The sequence below is a fragment of the Achromobacter sp. NFACC18-2 genome, from assembly GCF_900108985.1.
Taxonomy (GTDB): Bacteria; Pseudomonadota; Gammaproteobacteria; order Burkholderiales; family Burkholderiaceae_B; genus Achromobacter.
On record NZ_FNYM01000006.1, the window covers coordinates 263,709 to 281,275 of the forward strand.

Annotated in this window: 16 protein-coding genes; 4 read left to right on the forward strand and 12 right to left on the reverse strand. The window is 67.5% G+C overall.

From position 1 onward, the window contains the following. Positions 1-78 precede the first annotated feature (78 nt). The 3 genes from BMW75_RS11745 to BMW75_RS11755 all read left to right on the forward strand — a co-directional run bounded on the left by BMW75_RS11745 (position 79) and on the right by BMW75_RS11755 (position 2,991). Complete coding sequence (locus tag BMW75_RS11745; protein ID WP_076518381.1) at positions 79-648, forward strand: SRPBCC family protein; 570 nt, start codon at positions 79-81, stop codon at positions 646-648. 99 nt (positions 649-747) lie between these two features. After that, positions 748-2,100 (forward strand): MFS transporter, encoded by a 1,353-nt coding sequence (locus tag BMW75_RS11750; RefSeq protein ID WP_175493154.1) that lies wholly within the window; start codon positions 748-750, stop codon positions 2,098-2,100. A 21-nt stretch (positions 2,101-2,121) separates the two neighbouring features. Next, complete coding sequence (locus BMW75_RS11755; protein ID WP_092579458.1) at positions 2,122-2,991, forward strand: DMT family transporter; 870 nt, start codon at positions 2,122-2,124, stop codon at positions 2,989-2,991. A 10-nt stretch (positions 2,992-3,001) separates the two neighbouring features. Here BMW75_RS11755 and clsB read toward each other — a convergent pair whose 3' ends face one another. The 12 genes from clsB to BMW75_RS11815 all read right to left on the reverse strand — a co-directional run bounded on the left by clsB (position 3,002) and on the right by BMW75_RS11815 (position 16,184). Further along, positions 3,002-4,213 carry a cardiolipin synthase ClsB gene (gene clsB, locus BMW75_RS11760; protein WP_092579460.1) on the reverse strand — a complete coding sequence of 404 codons (1,212 nt, stop codon included), beginning with the start codon at positions 4,211-4,213 and terminating at the stop codon, positions 3,002-3,004. Continuing rightward, the gene (locus BMW75_RS11765; protein WP_092579462.1) at positions 4,210-5,076 is read right to left on the reverse strand and encodes an endonuclease/exonuclease/phosphatase family protein; all 867 of its coding nucleotides are present in this window, start codon (positions 5,074-5,076) and stop codon (positions 4,210-4,212) included. The genes clsB and BMW75_RS11765 overlap by 4 nt, the downstream gene beginning before the upstream one ends. Positions 5,077-5,310: 234 nt before the next feature. Continuing rightward, positions 5,311-7,095 (reverse strand): aspartate--tRNA ligase, encoded by a 1,785-nt coding sequence (gene aspS / locus BMW75_RS11770; protein ID WP_076518376.1) that lies wholly within the window; start codon positions 7,093-7,095, stop codon positions 5,311-5,313. 40 nt (positions 7,096-7,135) lie between these two features. Next, positions 7,136-7,801, reverse strand: a complete 666-nt coding sequence (locus BMW75_RS11775; RefSeq protein WP_175493155.1) for a DUF502 domain-containing protein — start codon at positions 7,799-7,801, stop codon at positions 7,136-7,138. A 16-nt stretch (positions 7,802-7,817) separates the two neighbouring features. Further along, a complete protein-coding gene (locus tag BMW75_RS11780; protein WP_092579466.1) occupies positions 7,818-8,132 on the reverse strand; it encodes an FmdB family zinc ribbon protein in 315 nt (104 codons plus the stop codon). A gap of 206 nt (positions 8,133-8,338) precedes the next feature. Further along, positions 8,339-9,622, reverse strand: a complete 1,284-nt coding sequence (locus BMW75_RS11785) for a putative Na+/H+ antiporter (RefSeq protein WP_092579468.1) — start codon at positions 9,620-9,622, stop codon at positions 8,339-8,341. Positions 9,623-9,795: 173 nt separating this feature from the next. Beyond that, complete coding sequence (locus tag BMW75_RS11790) at positions 9,796-10,692, reverse strand: DUF6999 family protein (protein ID WP_092579470.1); 897 nt, start codon at positions 10,690-10,692, stop codon at positions 9,796-9,798. Then, positions 10,689-12,614 (reverse strand): StlD/DarB family beta-ketosynthase, encoded by a 1,926-nt coding sequence (locus BMW75_RS11795; protein WP_092579472.1) that lies wholly within the window; start codon positions 12,612-12,614, stop codon positions 10,689-10,691. Before BMW75_RS11795 ends, BMW75_RS11790 begins: the two co-directional genes overlap by 4 nt. A 33-nt stretch (positions 12,615-12,647) precedes the next feature. Further along, positions 12,648-13,556 carry a fatty acid desaturase gene (locus tag BMW75_RS11800; RefSeq protein ID WP_092579474.1) on the reverse strand — a complete coding sequence of 303 codons (909 nt, stop codon included), beginning with the start codon at positions 13,554-13,556 and terminating at the stop codon, positions 12,648-12,650. Further along, on the reverse strand, positions 13,556-14,341 hold the full coding sequence (locus tag BMW75_RS11805) for a sterol desaturase family protein (RefSeq protein ID WP_092579476.1): 786 nt from the start codon (positions 14,339-14,341) through the stop codon (positions 13,556-13,558). Before BMW75_RS11805 ends, BMW75_RS11800 begins: the two co-directional genes overlap by 1 nt. A 101-nt stretch (positions 14,342-14,442) precedes the next feature. Next, a complete protein-coding gene (dapA, locus tag BMW75_RS11810) occupies positions 14,443-15,357 on the reverse strand; it encodes a 4-hydroxy-tetrahydrodipicolinate synthase (protein WP_092579478.1) in 915 nt (304 codons plus the stop codon). A 341-nt stretch (positions 15,358-15,698) separates the two neighbouring features. Further along, positions 15,699-16,184, reverse strand: a complete 486-nt coding sequence (locus BMW75_RS11815) for a GAF domain-containing protein (RefSeq protein ID WP_092579480.1) — start codon at positions 16,182-16,184, stop codon at positions 15,699-15,701. A 144-nt stretch (positions 16,185-16,328) separates the two neighbouring features. On the opposite strand from BMW75_RS11815, the gene BMW75_RS11820 reads away from it, so the two are divergent. Continuing rightward, the gene (locus tag BMW75_RS11820; RefSeq protein WP_092579482.1) at positions 16,329-17,525 is read left to right on the forward strand and encodes an aminotransferase-like domain-containing protein; all 1,197 of its coding nucleotides are present in this window, start codon (positions 16,329-16,331) and stop codon (positions 17,523-17,525) included. Positions 17,526-17,567: the final 42 nt, after the last annotated feature.

Here is a 17,567-nt window from a genome sequence, read left to right on the forward strand (position 1 = left end):
TGGCGCCGGCCCCCCGATAGCCAAACCCGCTTTTTGGGCAGAGAATGTACGCATAACGCTTCCTACAAGGAGACAGCCATGCGCATTGCCGATGCCCAATGGATTCCTTCGACGCAGCACCAGACCTGGGATGCGTTGACCGACCCGCGAGTGCTGCAGAAGTGCATTCCGGGCTGCGTGGAAGTCGCGATGCGCAGCCCGACCGAATATGCCGTCACGCTGCGCGCCAAGATCGCCGGAATCGACACCGACTACGAGGGCGAGATCCTGCTGTCGGACGTCAACGCCCCCGATAGCTGCACCCTGGTGTTCGAAGGCAAGGGCCGCGCCGCCTGCCTGGCGATCGGCACCGCCCAGGTCAACCTGTCCACCAAGGACGAAGGCACGCGCGTGGCCTACACGGTGGCCGGCATGGCGGGCGGCAAGCTGGCCGAGTGCGGGGAAAGCGTGCTGCTGAAGGCCGCCGAAAAAATCATCGACAAGTTCTTCACCGCCTTCATCGACCACATGGCGGCGCAGCCGCGCATGGCCCCTCCCCCTCCTCCCCCCGAACCCGAGCCGCGCGGCCTGGCGAATTCGCGCTGGTCGTGGATGCTGGTGGTGCTGGTGATCGCGGTTTTCTGGGGATACCACACGTTTTACAAGTGATAACCCTAGGGTGCCGGTGATATCCTTGGCGGCATGACGCCGCCGCCCTCACCGCCCCAGCCCGCCGCCGATCCCGCACGTTCACGGCGGGACCTGCTGATGGCGATGGCCGGCGTATCGGCGACCGTGGTGCTGGCGGCGTTCGATTCCACCATCATCAGCACCACGCTGCCGCGCGTGGCCGAAGCGCTCAACGGCATGGCGCTCTATGCGTGGGTCGGCACCGGCTACCTGCTCGCCACCGCCGCATCCATCCTCATCTTCGGCCGGCTGGGCGACATGTTCGGGCGCAAGCCCCTCATGCTGGTGTCGGTCCTCATCATCGCGCTCGGCTCCATTGCCTGTGGGCTGGCGCAGTCCATGACGCAACTGATCGTGTTCCGCACCCTGCAGGGGATCGGCGGGGGCATGATGATCGCCACCGCGTTTGCGGCGCCGGCCGACCTCTTTCCCGACGCCAAGCAGCGGGTGAGATGGATGGCGCTGGTGTCGGCAGCCTTCGCGATGGCCAGCGGCATCGGTCCGGTGCTGGGCGGCGCGGCCACGCAGGCGCTGGGCTGGCGCGCGGCGTTCTTCATTTCGCCGATCGCGGCCGCGGGCGCGTTTTTCCTGCTGGCGCGCTACTTCCCGCGCATCCGCCCCATCCACGACGGCAACCGCAAGATCGACTGGGTGGGCGCCATCCTGCTGGTGCTGGCGGTGGGCGCGCCGCTCGCCGCGCTGGAACTGGCCTTTGCCAGCGGCGATCACGCGCAGCCGGTGCTGGGCCTGACGCTGGCGCTGGTCGGCGCGGCCGCCATCGCCATCCTGATCCCGACGGAACGACGGGTGCAGTCGCCGATCTTCCCGCTGCGCGTCCTGTCCGGGCGCGAGCCGCGCCTGTTGAACCTGGCGGCCATGATGGTGGGCGCGGTCATGTTCATCCTGATCTTCTACAGCCCGCTGCTGCTGCAACAGGTGCTGGGCTACACGCCCAGCCAGGCAGGCCTGCTGCTGACGCCGCTGGTCGCGGCCATCTCGGTGGGCAGCATCATCAACGGCCGCATGTTTCCCAAGCAGACCGAGCCGCAGCGGCTGATGGTGTTCGGCGGCGGGCTGCTCGCGGCCGGCTCGCTGATGGTGCTGCTGATCTCGCCGGGCACGTCGGCCTGGTGGATCCTGAGCGCGTTCTTCGTCAACGGCTGCGCGCTGGGCTTTCTGCTGCCCAACCTGACGCTCTTCATGCAGATGCTGAGCGAACGGCGCGACGTCGGCGTCGCCTCGGCGCTGGTGCAGACCACGCGCGCCATCGGCAGCGCCCTGGGCACCGCCGTGGTCGGCATCCTGATTTCCCATAGCACGGTGCTGAACGGCGTGCGCACCGGCCTGGTCCTGTGCGTCGTCCTGTCCCTGACCTGCGCGCTGCTGGCGCACCGGGTCAAGATGAAGAATCTGGTCACGAACCGGAAATAAGGCGCTCCTCCGAGACAACTCATGCGTCAACGCAATCTGATGGACCTGCTGCTCCTGGCCGCTGTCTGGGGCGGTTCTTTCCTGTTCATGCGCGTGGCGGTGCCCGAGTTCGGCCCCATCGCGCTGATCGAGCTGCGGGTGGGCCTGGCCGCGCTGTTCCTGCTGCCGGCCGCGCTGTGGCGCGGCAAGTTGCGCGTGATCGCACGCCACTGGAAGGCGCTGCTGGTGGTGGGCACGCTCAATGCCGCGGTGCCGTTCCTGCTGTATGCCTACGCCGCCCAGTCGCTCGGCGCCGGGTTCCTGTCGGTGGCCAATGCGGTGACGCCCGTCTGGGGCGCGGTGGTGGGATGGTTGTGGCTCAAGGACAAGCTGCCCTGGATGCGGTCGCTGGGGCTGCTGATCGGCCTGGTCGGCATCGTGGTGCTGGTGTGGAACAAGCTGGACTTCGGCGCCGGCGGCACCGGGCCGGCCGTGCTGGCCGCCATTTCGGCGCCGGTCTTCTACGGCATCGCGGCCAACTGGACCAAACGATTCCTGTCCGGCGTGGACGCGCTGGCCAGCGCCACCGGCAGCATGGTCGCCGCGTCGCTGGTGCTGCTGCCGTTCGCCATTCCGGCCTGGCCCGACACACCGGCATCGGCCACGGCCTGGATCGCCACGATTCTGCTGGCGGTCGTCTGCACCGGCGCGGCCTACATCATCTTCTTTCGCCTGATCGCGAATGTCGGCCCCACCGCGGCGGTGAGCGTGACCTTTCTGGTGCCGATCTTCGGCGTGGTGTGGGGCGCGACGCTGCTGGACGAGGCCGTCACGCCGTCCATCGCGATCGGCGCCGCCATCATCCTGGTGGGAACCGCGCTGGCGCTGGGTCTGCTCAAACCGCGCCGCTGAACGCGCGCGCTCAGTATTTGTCCGACGTGCCCGTGAACGCCACGCCGATCCGCAGCAGCGTGTAGGACATCGCGTCGATCCAGCGCCGCAGGAAGCCCCGGCGCTGGTAGTCCAGCGGCCGGATGAAGCGGCCGCCCTCGCGGATGGCGGTTTCCAGGCGTTCCTGCAGGTCCCAGGCAAACGGCTGGCTGTCGACCACGACGTTGGCCTCGCGCGCGAGCAGCAGGCTGAAGGGATCCAGGTTGGACGAGCCGACGGTGGCCACGTTGTCGATCACCGCCACCTTGGCGTGCAGGTAGCTCGGCATGTACTCATAGATTTCGATGCCGTCGCGCAGCAGCTTGTCATACAGCGAGCGCGTGGCGTGGTACTGCATCCGGTATTCGACCTTGCCCTGCAGCAGCAGCCGCACGCGCACGCCGCGGGCCGCGGCCTTGGCCAGCGCGCGGCGAAAGCGCACGCCGGGAAAGAAGTACGCGTTCGCGATCAGGATGTCGCGGCGCGCGCGCGAGATGCCTAACAGGTACGCGCGCTCGAACGTCCGGCGAAAGCGCAGATTGTCGCGCAGCACCAGGGCCGCGCGCAGCACGCCGCCCGGCTCCACCGGCACGTCGCGCGGCTTGAGCAGCTGCATGCGGTTCCAGTCGCGCGGGTGGCGCCGCAGCCGCGCCCAGTTCAGGCGCACCCACAGCAGTTCCTGCGCATAGGCGGCCTGCGCAACCAGCGGGCCTTGCACGTGCACGGCGAAGTCGAACCGCGGGCCGGTAAGGCCGTCCGTGGGATCCAGGTCGTCATAGTCATCGACGATATTGATGCCGCCGATGAAAGCGAGGCGGCCGTCGACGACCGTGACCTTGCGGTGCAGCCGTCGCAGGCGGCTGCGCGACGGCACGAAGCGCGCGAACCAGCGCGGTTCAGGCCGGAAGATGCGGCACTGCGCGCCGGCGTTGGTCAGCGCGATGCGCACCCGCTCGGCGTGCAGGGCACTGCCGAATCCGTCCAGGACCACGCGCACCTTGACCCCGCGGCGCGCCGCCGACGCCAGGCATTCCAGCACTTTCGCGCCGGTCCGGTCGACCATGAAGATGTAGGTTTCCAGGTGCACGCTGACCTTGGCGGCGTCGATCGCCGCGCACAGGGCAGGAAAAAAGTCGGCGCCGTTCTGCAGCAAACGGATATCGTTGCCCTGCGCCCATTCCAGCTTGTCCTGCTCATCCTTCACGGCAGTTCAAGCTCCGCCAGCAAGGGAGAGTGGTCGGACAGCTTGGCCCATTCGCGGCCGCGCAGCACGCGCGCACTGCGCACGGCAAAGCCGCGCTGGTAGATGCGGTCCAGGCGGAACCACGGAAACACGGCCGGGAACGTGCGCGGCGGCGGCTGCAGCAGGGGCGCACTGCCTTCCATGCCGAGCTGGTTGGTGCGCTCCATGACGGAGACGCCGCTGTTGGGCAGCCCGCGCAGGGCGTTGCTCAGCCGCTTGACCGAGTCGCGCAGGCGCGGCAGGTCGCCGCCATGGCTGCGCGGAGCGTGCGAAAACACCTCGTAGAGCCCCAGCTGCTGCACGAACAGGGGCGCCAGGCGGTCGTTCCAGTCGTTGAAGTCCCCGGCGATCAGGATGGGCTCGCCGTCGGGCACCATGCGCTTGATGCGCTCGGTCAGCGCCAGGATCTGGCGGCTGCGGCTGCCGGCGAACAGTCCCAGGTGCACCACGAAGCAATGCACCGCGCGATCCCCGACGTCGATACGGGCATGCAGCAGCCCGCGCTGCTCCAGCCGGTGGTCGGAGATGTCCAGGTTCTCATGCTCGATGATGGGATAGCGCGACAGCAACGCGTTGCCGTGGTCAGTGGCGTGGCGGACCGCATTGCGGCCGTAAGCCACATCCAGCCGCAATGCGGCGGCCAGGGATTCGTGCTGGGCATCGAGCAGCGACTTCTGCTCGTTGCGGCCCTGGACCTCCTGCAGGAAGACCAGGTCGGGGCGCAGGCCGTACAGGCCCAGGCGAAGTTCATTCAGGGAGTCGCGCCGGCCCAGTGCCGAACGGCCCTTGTGTATGTTGTAGCTGACGACTCGGATGAGCGACATGGAAGCAATGGCGCCTTTCAAATCTGGGGAACCGCCGGCCGGGTCCCGGAAGGTCCTCTGGCCAGGCGCCGCCACGTCGGGCGGCGTCAGCCAGATTACTCCATTTCAGCCGGCCGTTCCCACCTTTGCGGTGCCGGTGCGCGAGCGCACCGCAAGCGCACCGCCGCGGATCCGGCTCCGCCGGTCCGCCAGCGGGCCCCCTGGGGGGAGGCGCCGCAGGCGCTTCGGGGGGGTCTACTTCTCGACGTTGCGCAGGCGGATGTGCAGCTCGCGCAGTTGCTTCTCGTCGACTTCCGACGGCGCTTGCGTCAGGAGGTCCTGGGCGCGTTGCGTCTTCGGGAAGGCGATCACGTCGCGGATCGATTCGGCGCCGGTCATCATCGTGACGATGCGGTCCAGGCCGAAGGCGATGCCGCCGTGCGGAGGCGCGCCGTATTGCAGCGCGTCCAGCAGGTAGCCGAACTTCTCGCGGGCTTCCTCGGCGCCGATCTTCAGCGCGCGGAACACCTTGCTCTGCACTTCTTCGCGATGGATACGGACCGAGCCGCCGCCAATTTCCCAACCGTTCAGCACCATGTCGTAGGCCTTGGCGAACGCCTTGCTGGGATCGGATTCCAGGAAGTCTTCGTGGCCGTCCTTGGGGCTGGTGAACGGGTGGTGGGCGGCGGTGTAGCGGCCGTCTTCCTCGTCGTACTCGAACATCGGGAAGTCGACCACCCACAGCGGCTTCCAGCCGGCCGTGAACAGACCCGTCTTCTTGCCGAATTCGCTGTGGCCGATCTTCACGCGCAGCGCGCCGATGGCGTCGTTGACGACCTTCTCGCGGTCCGCGCCAAAGAAGATGATGTCGCCGTCCTGGGCGCCCGTGCGCTTGACCAGCTCGGCCAGCGCGGCGTCATGCAGGTTCTTGACGATGGGCGATTGCAGGCCGTCGCGGCCCTTGGCCACGTCGTTGACCTTGATGTAGGCCAGGCCCTTGGCGCCGTAGATGCCGACGAACTGGGTGTAGGCGTCGATCTCGCTGCGCGACATCTCGGCCCCGCCCGGCACGCGCAGGGCGACCACGCGGCTGCCGGGCGCCGTGGCGGCGGCGGCGAACACCTTGAAGTCCACGTCGCGCATCACGTCGGTGATGTCGGTGAATTCGAGCTGCACGCGCAGGTCCGGCTTGTCCGAGCCGTAGCGGCGCATCGCCTCGGTCCAGGGCATGATGGGGAACGGCGACGGCAGGTCGACGCCCTGAACCACCTTGAAGACGTGGCGGATCAGGTTCTCGAAGATCTCGCGGATTTCGAATTCGTTCAGGAACGAGGTTTCGCAGTCGATCTGGGTGAATTCAGGCTGGCGGTCGGCGCGCAGGTCTTCGTCGCGGAAGCACTTGGTGATCTGGTAGTAACGGTCAAAGCCCGAAACCATCAGCATCTGCTTGAAGAGCTGCGGCGACTGCGGCAGCGCGAAGAAGTGGCCGGCGTTCACACGCGAGGGCACCAGGTAATCGCGCGCGCCTTCGGGCGTGCTCTTGGCCAGCATGGGGGTTTCGATGTCGATGAAGCCCAGCTCGTCCAGGAACTTGCGGGTCTCGATGGACACGCGATAGCGCAGCATCAGGTTGCGCTGCATCTGCGGGCGGCGCAGGTCCAGCACGCGGTGCGTCAGGCGGGTGGTCTCGGACAGGTTGTCGTCATCGAGCTGGAACGGCGGCGTGACCGACGCGTTCAGGATTTCGACTTCCTTGCAGAGCACTTCGACCTCGCCCGAGGCCAGTTCGGCGTTGGCTGTGCCGGCCGGACGCTCGCGCACCAGGCCCGTGACGCGGATGCAGAATTCGTTGCGCAGGCGCTCGGCGGTGGCGAAGGCGGCGTTGTCCGGATCGAACACGATCTGGGCCAGGCCCGCGCGGTCGCGCAGGTCGATGAAGATGACCCCGCCGTGGTCGCGGCGGCGGTTCACCCAGCCGTACAGGGTGACGGTCTGGCCGAGATGGTCACGGCAAACCTGGCCGGTGTAGCAGGTACGCATGCGGGATGACTCCGTTGTGTGCTTGGTTTGAGCGTAAGGGTTACGAATCTGCGCGGGGTGCGTCGTGCACGCCCGGCGCCGGAGAGAGCGCAGCCGGCCGGACCGCGGGCGTCGCCGCCGGGCCCGGGGCGACCACGCCCATGGAAACGATGTACTTCAATGCCGCGTCCACGCTCATCTGAAGGTCGATCGCCTCTTCGCGAGGCACCATCAGGAAAAAGCCGGACGTGGGGTTCGGCGTCGTCGGCACGTACACGCTGATGTGGTCGCCAGGCAGGCTGGCGGCCACTTCCCCGCTGGGCGAGCCGGTGACGAAGGCGATGGTCCAGGCCCCCGCGCGCGGGTACTGCACCAGCACCGCGCGGCGAAACGCCTGTCCGTTGGGGGCAAGCACGGTATCGCTGACCTGCTTGACCGAGTTGTAGATGGAGCGCACCAGCGGGATGCGGCCCAGCAGGTTTTCCCACTGGTCCACCATGGTGCGGCCGATCAGGTTGGCTGCGAACACGCCCGTCAGAAGCACCACCACGATGACCAGGACGAAGCGGAAACCGGGAATGTCGACGCCGAAAAGCGATTCGGACGACAGAAAACCGGGCACGAACCCTTCCAGGGTGGCGACCAGCAGTCCCAGTACCCACACCGTGATGACCAGGGGAACCCAGATCAGCAGGCCGGTGATGAAGTACTTCTTGAAGACGCGCATCCGCATCGCGCGGGCTCTAGGCGGTGGTGCCGCCGGCAGCGGGCGCCGCCGGGGCGGGCGTTGCAGCCGGCGCCGCGGCGGGCGCGGCGCTTTCGGCGGACGCCGCCGGCGCACCGGCCGGCGCGGCGCCCTGGCCGCTGCCGCTGCCATTGCCACGGAAATCCGTGACATACCAGCCGGAGCCCTTGAGCTGGAATCCAGCCGCGGTCACCTGCTTGGAGAATGTGCTTTGGCCGCATTCGGGGCAATCCGAAAGCGGCGCATCGGAAATCTTCTGCAAGACGTCTTTGGCATGGCCGCAGGCGCTGCACTTATAGGCGTAGATGGGCATCGAGGGCTCCCAGGCGCAAGCCGGGCATATCAAATTCCGCCGGTCCGCCCTGCGCGGGCGCAGGGTTCGGCGGCAGGGCTAGGCCGGAAAAATACGGGAAAGTGTTGAATTTTAGCGGTTTTTCTTAAAGCATCGCAGGCCTGCCCGGCCTGCCGGCCGGAAGCCGCCGCCCCCGGCGCGGCCCCGGGGGCCCGGCGGCCCCTGCCCTACACGGGCAGCAGGAACATCGCGGCGGCCACCAGGGTGGGCGCCAGGGCGCACAGGAAGAGGCGCCCGGAGGAAATGCTGCCGTCGGGGAAATGGTTCTTTAGGATGGCGAAGCCCGCGGGATTCGGGGCGTTGGCGATCACCGTCAGGCCGCCGCCGGTCACGGCGCCGGCCACCAGCATGTAGCGCCACGTCTCGTTGGTGCCTTCCACGAGCGACCCCAGATACGTCAGGGCCGCATTGTCGGTGATGGCGGTAAGCGCGGTGGCCCCCCAGAACAGCAGGAACGGTTCCAGCCCGCCCAACAGGTCCTGCAGCCACCATTTCTGCAGGCCGCCCAGCACCACCAGCCCCGCCAGGAAAAAGCCCACCATCAGGCCCTCTTTGATCATCAGGCGGTCCTGGTGCCGCTTGTAGGCCTCCGAGAAGCCGATGAACATCATGAGCAGGCCCAGGAAAATGGCGGGATGATGCGCCGTCAGCACCACGGCGACCAGAAAGACCAGGTGCACCAGGATCACGATGGCCGGCACCGGCGCACGCTTGCCCGCGCCCTGCGGCGCGTCCACGCCGCCGCCGGTGCCCACCGAGTGCTCCATCAGCGCCTTGCGGCAGATGAACGTCAGCAGGCCGGCGTTCAGGCACACCGCGACCGCGGCGCGCCACCCGAAATGCTGCATCATGAAGGCGGCATCCCACCCGAACGTGCCCGCGACCATCAGCACGGGCGGCGCGGCGTATGAAGTCAGCACCCCGCCGATGGACACGTTCACGAACAGCACGCCCAGGGTCAGGTACTTGAAGCCGGCCCGGCCGCTGGTGCGGAAGTAGGCATCGCGCAACAGGATGGCCGCCAGGGTCATGGCGGCGGGCTCGGTGATGAACGAGCCGCCCAGCGGCACCATCGCCATCACCACGAAGAAGGTGGACAGTTCGCGCGGCAGGGGCAGGGCCCGGGCCACGACGCGGACCAGCAGGCCCACCAGCTCCAGAATCGGCCGGCTGGCGGCCACGACCATGATGACGAAGACGAACAACGGCTCCGTGAAGTTGCGGGTGTCCATGTACGCGATGGCGCTGGCGGGTCCGCCCAGCGACGCCATCGTCACGATCAGCGCGAAGGCCCAGACGCCGAAGACGGCCTCGACTTCGGAAAACAGATGCCAGAAGCCCGCATGCGGTCCGCCACGATGCGCGAGCCGCGCGAAGAAGGGAACCGAGAAAGTATGGAGGACCGCCACGGCGAACAAAATGGTGGCGATGACCTCTAGCGGCTGGGGCATGTAGGGGAATTCCTGTAACGGGTTCACGCGGCGCGCCGTCGGGCGGATCCGCCGCGCGACGGCGCGCCGCGCAACAGATACACGTTCCGGCAGGCTTGTCGGACAAGCGTCGCAATATAGCCCACCGGCCGGACGATGTAACGCCGGGTCAACACTGATCCCTGCCGTCTTTTCTACGCGATCGGGGCCGGCGGTTCGGCGCCCGCCTGCGCCGCTTTCATCTCCATCAGCAGGCTGTGCAGCATCTCGGTGGACAGCCCGTGCAGCACCAGCCGGTAGCCCGCGCGCAGGGTCGACAGCGGCACCAGCGGATGGTTGTTGTTGACCAGGATCAGGTGCTGCGGCGCCCCCAGCAGCTTGGCCGCATAGATGCCGATGGTCTCGTCCAGCTGCAACGAATTGGCCGCGCGCCAGAAGTCGTTGTCGGTCAGCATCAGCTGGTACAGCGGCGTGAAAAGCTCGATGGCGCTTTGCAGGTCCAGGAAGTTCAGCTTGCCCCGCGGCATGTCCTCCAGCCGGATCGGCGGGTCGCGGAGCATGGAGAAGTCCACCTTCTGGGGCGCATGCATCTCCACGCCCGCATCGCGCAGCGCCTGGTTCAGGCGGATGACGAAGTTAAAGAGATTCAGGTCGTGCTTGACGAAGAGATCGTCCTTCAGATCGTCGATCTCCATCGGCTCGAGCGGCGTCGTGGTGATCGGCACCGGCGAGTTGGCGGCGATGAAGGCCAGCGCCTGCGCGCCCAGGTGGAAATGCCGCAGGATCAGCCAGTTGGCCTCGGGCGACACGAACCGCTTCAGGCCCCAGGCCAGGATGCGATGCAGCAGCTTCGAATGCGACCAGCGGCGCGGCAGGAAGGTCTTGACGACCTGGATCAGGATGATGAAGGCGCGCGCGATCGGCCGCAGGAACGGCAGCAGATACTGGCGCGACGCGCAGCTCGAGTCCGTCAGCCAGGCCTTCTTGACCTTGTCCGGCAGCGGCGTGCTGCGGTCCAGGTACAGCGCGAGCCAGGGGCTCGGGTCCGAGGGATCGTGTTCCCGGGCAAGGAATTCGGGCTCCTTGTTCATGCCGCGTCCGCCTCCATCACATGATGAAACTGCATCAGGTAGAGCGCCGCCGTGCGGCGCGCAGTGTCGACGATGCGCTGCGCGGCGCGCCCTTCCTCGTCGCAATCGAGCGCCAGCTCCACGGCGGTCAGCCACCGGGCCAGGTGGTGCTCGTCGTTGTGGCCGTGGTATTCCAGGAAGCGGAAGGCGTCGGGCGGCAGCTTCAGGCTTGCCTTGAGCAGCGGCAGCAACGCCGGCACGATGCGCTGTCCCGTGCCCTCGATGATGTAGATCGCGCCCAGCAGCCCGATCGGATCGCGCGTGGCCGCCAGCCCGTGCAGATAGGCGTTGAGCGCCTCGCCGCCGGGATTGCGGCGCAGGGCGTCGATGTTGTCCACCGTGCCGCCCGCCGTGCGGTAGTCCTGGAACAGGATCTGGAAATCGTTCTGCTCTTCGCCCGCGTGCGTGTCGATCAGCGCGGCCAGGGGCGCGTACTGCTCGGACAGCGAGGCGGCGCCCTCCCGCATCCACTTGCTGCCTTCGCGCACCTGCGGGATCCAGTTCTCCATCCAGGTCAGGTAGTCCGCGGTCTGGAACCGGCGCTCGCGCAGGCGCCTGACCACCGGCGTGCGCCACACGCGCGAGCGGTAGTCGTGCCAGATGGACGCCAGCTCGGTCAGCAGTTGCCCCAGGCCTTGCGGGGCCATGTCGGGATCGTGCGGCGGCGCGATCGCTTCGGCGTCCAAGCTCGCCGCGTCCTGGCGCGCGGCGGCGGCGGCAGCACCGGCGGCGACGCCGGGGCTGGCGTGGACCGCCTCGGCTTCCAGCAGCATGTAGGCCGCCATGAAGCGCCCGGATTCCGGGATGTAGCAGAAGATCTGCTCGCCCGGCTTGACCTCGCGCGTCTCCAGGAACTCGGCCAGCATGATCAGGATGGACGCGGCGCCAGTGTTGCCGCGCCAGGCCAGGTTGCTGAACCAGCGCTCGCGCGGGATCGCAAGGCCCGCCTTTTCCATCAGGTCTTCCACCACGGGGATGAATTTCTCGGATGAGTAATGGCACAGGAAGTGGTCGACCTGGTCCGGATCCACCCAGCCGTCGCGCACCAGCTTGGCGTATTCATGGATGCCGATATCGAACAGATGCGGCAGCAGGCGGATGTCCTGGCGCAGCGACAGCGCGCCGTCCGCCTCGGCCTCGTTCCAGGACGGGTAGTCCAGGTGCCCCTTGCTCCGGTCCGCCGACAGCCCGAGCTGCATGCACACGGGGTAGTCGCCCGAGAACGAGCGCTGGTGCACCCATTTCAAGCGCAGGCGCACGCCCTGCGACGCGCCGGCCAGCGGCCGGCCGCTGTTGCCCAGCAGCACCGCGCCGGCCCCGTCCGACAGCATCCAGCGCAGGAAGTGCGCGTCGAAATCCGCGTCATAGCCGCGCGCGGCGAAGCGCGAGCGCTTGAACAGGCGCGACGGCAGTTCGCTCGCCACGGCCAGGGCGCTGGCATGCGCCCCCAGCTCCACGCCCTGCGCGGCGGCCTGGATGGCGGACACGCCCGCGGCGCAGATGCCATGCACCGACAGCGTTTCCATGGGCGGCGCGGCCAGCTCGCCCTGGATCATGTTCGAAAAACCCGGCATCAGCGCATCGCCGCCCGACGATCCGCTCGTGAGCATGGACACGGCCGACAGATCGCTGTCGTGGCGCCGCAGGCAGTCGCGGATGGCGTTGGCCGCGAGCTGCGCGTTGGAGAACACGGTCGCGCCGTCGGGATCGATGGCGTAGTAACGCTGCTTGATGCCGTTCTCGGCCAGGATGCGGCTCTTGATCCGGCTGGACATGCGGTTCAGCGGCGCGATGTAACTGTCCATCGCTTCGTTGGACACGGGCTCGCCCGGCATGAAATAGCCGGCGCTCTCCAGGTAGACACGATGAAACGCAATAGGCATGGCGGATCTCTGGTGAAAGGTGGCAATGCGGCGCTAGCGGACGTGCTCGGGCGCCATGCAGGAACGGCTGCGAAACCGCGGAACGAAGGCGCCCAGGATGAAGACACGGAACATGTAGGGAGTCAGGCCGCGTTCATTCAGTTCGCTTCGCACGCGGCCGCGATAGTGGTCGCGGTGCAGGCGGGTCAGTTCGGACCAGTGCGCCCGCGGATGCTCGTGATGCGCGGTATGCAGGCCGATATTGAAAAGCAGCGGGTTGACCAGGCCCTCGAAGTTGCGCGCGTAGTTCAGGCCGGCCACGTGCCGGGGCCCGCCGTCCGCGTGCGCATGCTGCAGGTAATTTGTGGCCAGCAGCCAATGCAGGCCATGGAGCTGCGGCACGATCACGAACACCAGCGCCTTGACCGGGTTCAGCGCGATCAATCCGGCCCACAGGCCCAGCCACGCGCCGTACTGCGCCATGCAGTACCGCCACGCGCCGGGCCAGTGGCGGCGCAGCCGCCCCAGCCACGCGAAGAACAGCGGATACAGCACCCACACCGCCTGGACGGGGTGGATGACATAGCCCCACAAGTGATTCGTGTCGCCGCCGAAACGGTAGGTGCGCGCCACGTCGCGCACCCCATGCTTGTAGCGGTGATGATTGGCCACGTGTGCCGGATAGAACACGAAGGTGGGATGCCCCTGCAGCAGCGTGATCCAGAAGTCTGTGATCCGGTTCGCGCGCCGTCCGCGCCACATCCGGATGTGCGTGTGGTTGTGATGGATGACGCCGATGCCCAGCGTCAGGAACAGCATCAACCCATACAGCGGCCACCAGAACCCGTAGACCCATTGCCACGCCGCCAGCGCGGGCAGCGCGGCCAGATAGGCCAGGCTCTGCCAATCGCGCCGGTTGCGCAGCGCCGGCAGTCCGCGGCGCCGACCCAGGACTGCCGCCACTATGCGTTGCCCCGCTGGCCGGCGCCCGGCTCGCGCTGCCGGTAGGCGTCAAGCTGGCGCTCCGCCGCCTGCGCGCCCAGCCGCGTGCGGAACAGGCGGTCCATGAAGGTGAATTGGAAGCCGTAATTGCCGTTGTAGCAGGCGTGGTGCAGATGATGCCGCCGGCTGGCGGCGAACCAATGCGCGTACGACACCTTGGGGAAGAAGTCGTAATTGGCGTGCCCGATGCAATTGAAGAACAGGCTGAAGATCGGCACCGACGCCAGCGACCAGAAGCTGAAGTCGTGCACCACCATGGGCAGCAGGATCACGTTGCCCAGCATCAGCGCCTCGATGGGATGAAAGCTGTAGGTCGAAAACGGCGTGGTGACGACGGAGCGGTGGTGCGGCAGGTGAAAACGGCGCAGCAGCCGCGTGTGCAGCAGGCGGTGGTTGATCCAGAAATGCACGTCGTTCCAGGCCACCAGCGCCAGGATTTCCAGCACGATCTGCAGCCCGCTCGCGTCCGGGTCCAGGCGCGCCCAACCCAGTTGCAGCAGGCCCCACGGAAAGATCATGCCGGTGCCGAACAGCAGGATCGACAAGCCGGACTGCGCGAACTCGCGCCGCAACTGGCCCGGCGCCAGCGGACGCGGGTCGAGCGGGCGGCCCAGGCCGAGCGCCGGCAGGACATGCCGGGTCAACAGCCAGGTGGCCGCGCCAAAGGCCAGGTAGATGCCGCCAAAGAACAGCAGCCCCGCCAGCATCACCTGCCAGGCGGACAAGGCTTCGAAAGCTTGACCCATGTAGGTTTTGTTTCACCCTGAAGAATGGCCGCATGATAAGCAATCCGTCAGCGTCCGGGCGAGTCAATTATTACCAATTGAATCCGGACGCCACAAAGCGCTCACGCCGCGCGCAGGGTCGCTGCCGCCACGGGAAACTGGCGATCGAGCGCCGTGACGGCCGCGTCCAGCCGCTCTCCGAGCGCCGCGCTGGCCGGCAGCATCGGCAGACGAAGCTCGTTCGACAGCAGCCCCTGGCGCGCCAGTTGGGCCTTCAGCGGTCCCGGGTTGGGCTCGGCGAACACCCGCTGGATCACCGGCGCCAGCGCGTGGAACAGCGCCCTGGCCTCGTCCAGCCGCTGGTCCCGCACCGCGCGGTGCATCGCCACGAAGAGGTCGGGGCGCAGGTGCGCGGCGGCGGCGATCATGCCGGTTCCGCCCAGGCACAGCACAGAAAGCGATTGCAGGTCCTCGCCGGCCAGCACGTTCATCCGGCCGTCGGCGATCAGCGCCACCGTCTTTTCCAGGGAGCCGCCGCAGTCCTTGATTGCGGCGATGTTGGGATGCGCGGCCAGCGCCAGCAGGGTCGACGTGTCCAGCGTGGTGCCGGTGCGGTAGGGAATGTCGTAGAGCACCAGCGGAGAGCGCGAGGCGTCGGCCAGGCAGCGGAAGTACGCGGCCGCGCCTTCCTGGCCGGCGCGCACGTAGTACGGCGCGGGCGCCAGGATGCCGGCCAGCGGCCGGGTGCCGAACGCCGACAGCCGCTGCAGCACGTGTCCCTGGTGATTGCCTGCCAGGCCCATGACGATGGGCAGGCTGCCCGCTTCGGCCAGCACCGCGTCCAGCACGGCAAGCTGCTCGGCGTCGTCCAGGGATGCGGCCTCGCCGGTGCTGCCGCACACGACCAGCCCGTCCACGCCCGCGGCCACGTAGTGCCGCACGAGGCGGCGCAGGGCCCCGCCGTCGACCGCGCCGCCCGAAAACGGCGTGACCAGCGGCACCCAGACGCCCTGGAACAGAGATTGATGTGATTGCATGAGAACACTCCTTCGGTAGGACCGTGGTGGGACCGTACAGAAGTGCTCGGGATGTCAGGGGGTGCGCGCGGAGGCGCAAACGCGCCGCCAGGAGGCCGCTGTTCCGTCGCCCATCTGACGGAACAGCATGCTCCGGTCAGATGAGCGGCTGTTTTTTGGATTTCAGGCCGGCGGCAGCCAGCACCACGCCAAGGGCGCGGATACGTGCAGCAGTCTGGTGGGCCTGAGGAATCATGAAATGGCGAAGCGCGATGAGGCGACGGTTGCGGAAATCTACCGGGCGCGCGCGGCGGTGTCAACGAGGTGGCGGATCCGGGCAGGCGACCGGCCCGGCCTGAAGATCAGGCCAGCGTGGCCAGGAACACCTCGCACAGGGCCTGCATGCCCTTGCGGTCGTCTTCATCGAAGCGGCCCGGCACGGGGCTGTCCACGTCCCAGACGCCGATCAGCTCGCCCCGGTGCACCAGCGGCACCACGATTTCGGAGCGCGAGGCCGCGTCGCAGGCGATGTGGCCGGGGAAGGCATGCACGTCCGGCACGAGCTGCGTCTGGCGCTGGCTGGCGGCCGCGCCGCACACCCCGCGATTCAGCGGGATGCGCACGCAGGCGGGCTTGCCCTGAAAGGGGCCCAGCACCAGCTCCTGGCCGTCGAAGAAATAAAAGCCCACCCAATTCAGGTCGGGCAAGGCCTGGAAGGCCAGCGCGCTCAGGTTGGCGGCATTGGCGATGCGGTCGGGCTCGCCTTGCAGCAGGGCGCGCGCCTGGACGGCGAGTTCGGCGTACAGGGCAGCCTTGGAATCGGCGACGATGGGAGCGGCTTCGAACATGGAAATGTAACTGTACAGGCGGTTATCGATGCAGGTGATTTTAGGGGTTCCACCCGTTAAAGGGGCCGGGCTGTTACCGTGTGGGACAATACTTTGTTGTCAAACGCATCAACCGACCCACCCTTCTTGATCAAGAAGCACTCCATGGACAAGCCTATCGAACCTGCGTTTTCCTTTTCGGAACGCGCCCTGCAACTCACCAGCTCCGCCATCCGCGAGATCCTCAAGGTAACCGAGCGTCCTGAAGTCATTTCGTTCGCGGGCGGCCTGCCTGCGCCGGGCGGCTTTCCGGTAGAGGTGGTACGAGCAGCATTCGACAAGGTCCTGTCCACCAACGGCCGCGCGGCCCTGCAATACGGCCCGACCGAAGGCTACGCGCCGCTGCGCAAGTGGGTCGCCGATGACCTGACCGCCGCCGGCGCCGACGTCGCCCCCGACCAGGTCCTGATCGTGTCCGGCTCGCAGCAGGCGCTGGACCTGCTGGGCAAGGTGCTGATCGACAAGGACAGCAAGGTGCTGGTCGAAGACCCCAGCTACCTGGGGGCGCTGCAATCGTTCAGCCTGTACCAGCCCAAGTTCGTGCCGGTGCCCACCGACGAAGGCGGCCTGATCCCCGAAGCCATCACCCCCGAACTGGCCGACGGCGCCCGCTTCCTGTACGCCCTGCCCAATTTCCAGAACCCCACCGGCCGCACCCTCAACCTCGAGCGCCGCATCGCGCTGGTCAAGCGCGCCGCCGAACTGGGCCTGACCATCGTCGAGGACGATCCCTACGGCGAACTGCGCTACGCCGGCGAGCCGCAGCCCGGCCTGATCACGCTGGCCAAGGAATACGGCGCCAACGTCGTGCGCCTGGGCACGTTCTCCAAGGTGCTGGCCCCCGGCCTGCGCCTGGGCTATATCGCCGCCGGCCGCGCCCTCATCAACAAGCTGGTGCAAGCCAAGCAGGCCACCGACCTGCACACGCCCACGCTGACCCAGATGGCCGTGTACGAGATCGTCAAGGACGGCTTCCTGGCCGAGCACCTGCCCAACGTGCGCGAGATCTATCGCGCCCAGGGCAAATGCATGCTGGACGCCATCCAGCAGGAATTCCCGTCCACCGTCACCTGGACCAAGCCCGAAGGCGGCATGTTCATCTGGCTGACCTTGCCCGAGCACATCGACAGCACCAAGCTGCTGGAAAAGGCCATCGCCCAGAACGTCGCGTTCGTGCCCGGCGCGCCGTTCTACAGCGGCGAAGGCAAGCGCAACACGCTGCGCCTGAGCTTTGCCACCGTGCCGGAAGACAAGATCCGCACCGGCATCGCCATCCTCGGCAAGCTGTTGAAGGCCGAGTAAGGCTCCCGCCCAGGCAGGCCCGCTTCGGCGGCGCCTGACCAC

Coding starts and splice junctions, on each gene's coding strand:
- BMW75_RS11745 (WP_076518381.1), top strand. CDS start 79: ATGCGCATTGCCGATGCCCAATGGATTCCTTCGACGCAGCACCAGACC.
- BMW75_RS11750 (WP_175493154.1), top strand. CDS start 748: ATGGCGATGGCCGGCGTATCGGCGACCGTGGTGCTGGCGGCGTTCGAT.
- BMW75_RS11755 (WP_092579458.1), top strand. CDS start 2,122: ATGCGTCAACGCAATCTGATGGACCTGCTGCTCCTGGCCGCTGTCTGG.
- BMW75_RS11765 (WP_092579462.1), bottom strand. CDS start 5,076: ATGTCGCTCATCCGAGTCGTCAGCTACAACATACACAAGGGCCGTTCG.
- aspS (WP_076518376.1), bottom strand. CDS start 7,095: ATGCGTACCTGCTACACCGGCCAGGTTTGCCGTGACCATCTCGGCCAG.
- BMW75_RS11775 (WP_175493155.1), bottom strand. CDS start 7,801: ATGCGCGTCTTCAAGAAGTACTTCATCACCGGCCTGCTGATCTGGGTT.
- BMW75_RS11780 (WP_092579466.1), bottom strand. CDS start 8,132: ATGCCCATCTACGCCTATAAGTGCAGCGCCTGCGGCCATGCCAAAGAC.
- BMW75_RS11785 (WP_092579468.1), bottom strand. CDS start 9,622: ATGCCCCAGCCGCTAGAGGTCATCGCCACCATTTTGTTCGCCGTGGCG.
- BMW75_RS11790 (WP_092579470.1), bottom strand. CDS start 10,692: ATGAACAAGGAGCCCGAATTCCTTGCCCGGGAACACGATCCCTCGGAC.
- BMW75_RS11795 (WP_092579472.1), bottom strand. CDS start 12,614: ATGCCTATTGCGTTTCATCGTGTCTACCTGGAGAGCGCCGGCTATTTC.
- BMW75_RS11805 (WP_092579476.1), bottom strand. CDS start 14,341: ATGGGTCAAGCTTTCGAAGCCTTGTCCGCCTGGCAGGTGATGCTGGCG.
- dapA (WP_092579478.1), bottom strand. CDS start 15,357: ATGCAATCACATCAATCTCTGTTCCAGGGCGTCTGGGTGCCGCTGGTC.
- BMW75_RS11815 (WP_092579480.1), bottom strand. CDS start 16,184: ATGTTCGAAGCCGCTCCCATCGTCGCCGATTCCAAGGCTGCCCTGTAC.
- BMW75_RS11820 (WP_092579482.1), top strand. CDS start 16,329: ATGGACAAGCCTATCGAACCTGCGTTTTCCTTTTCGGAACGCGCCCTG.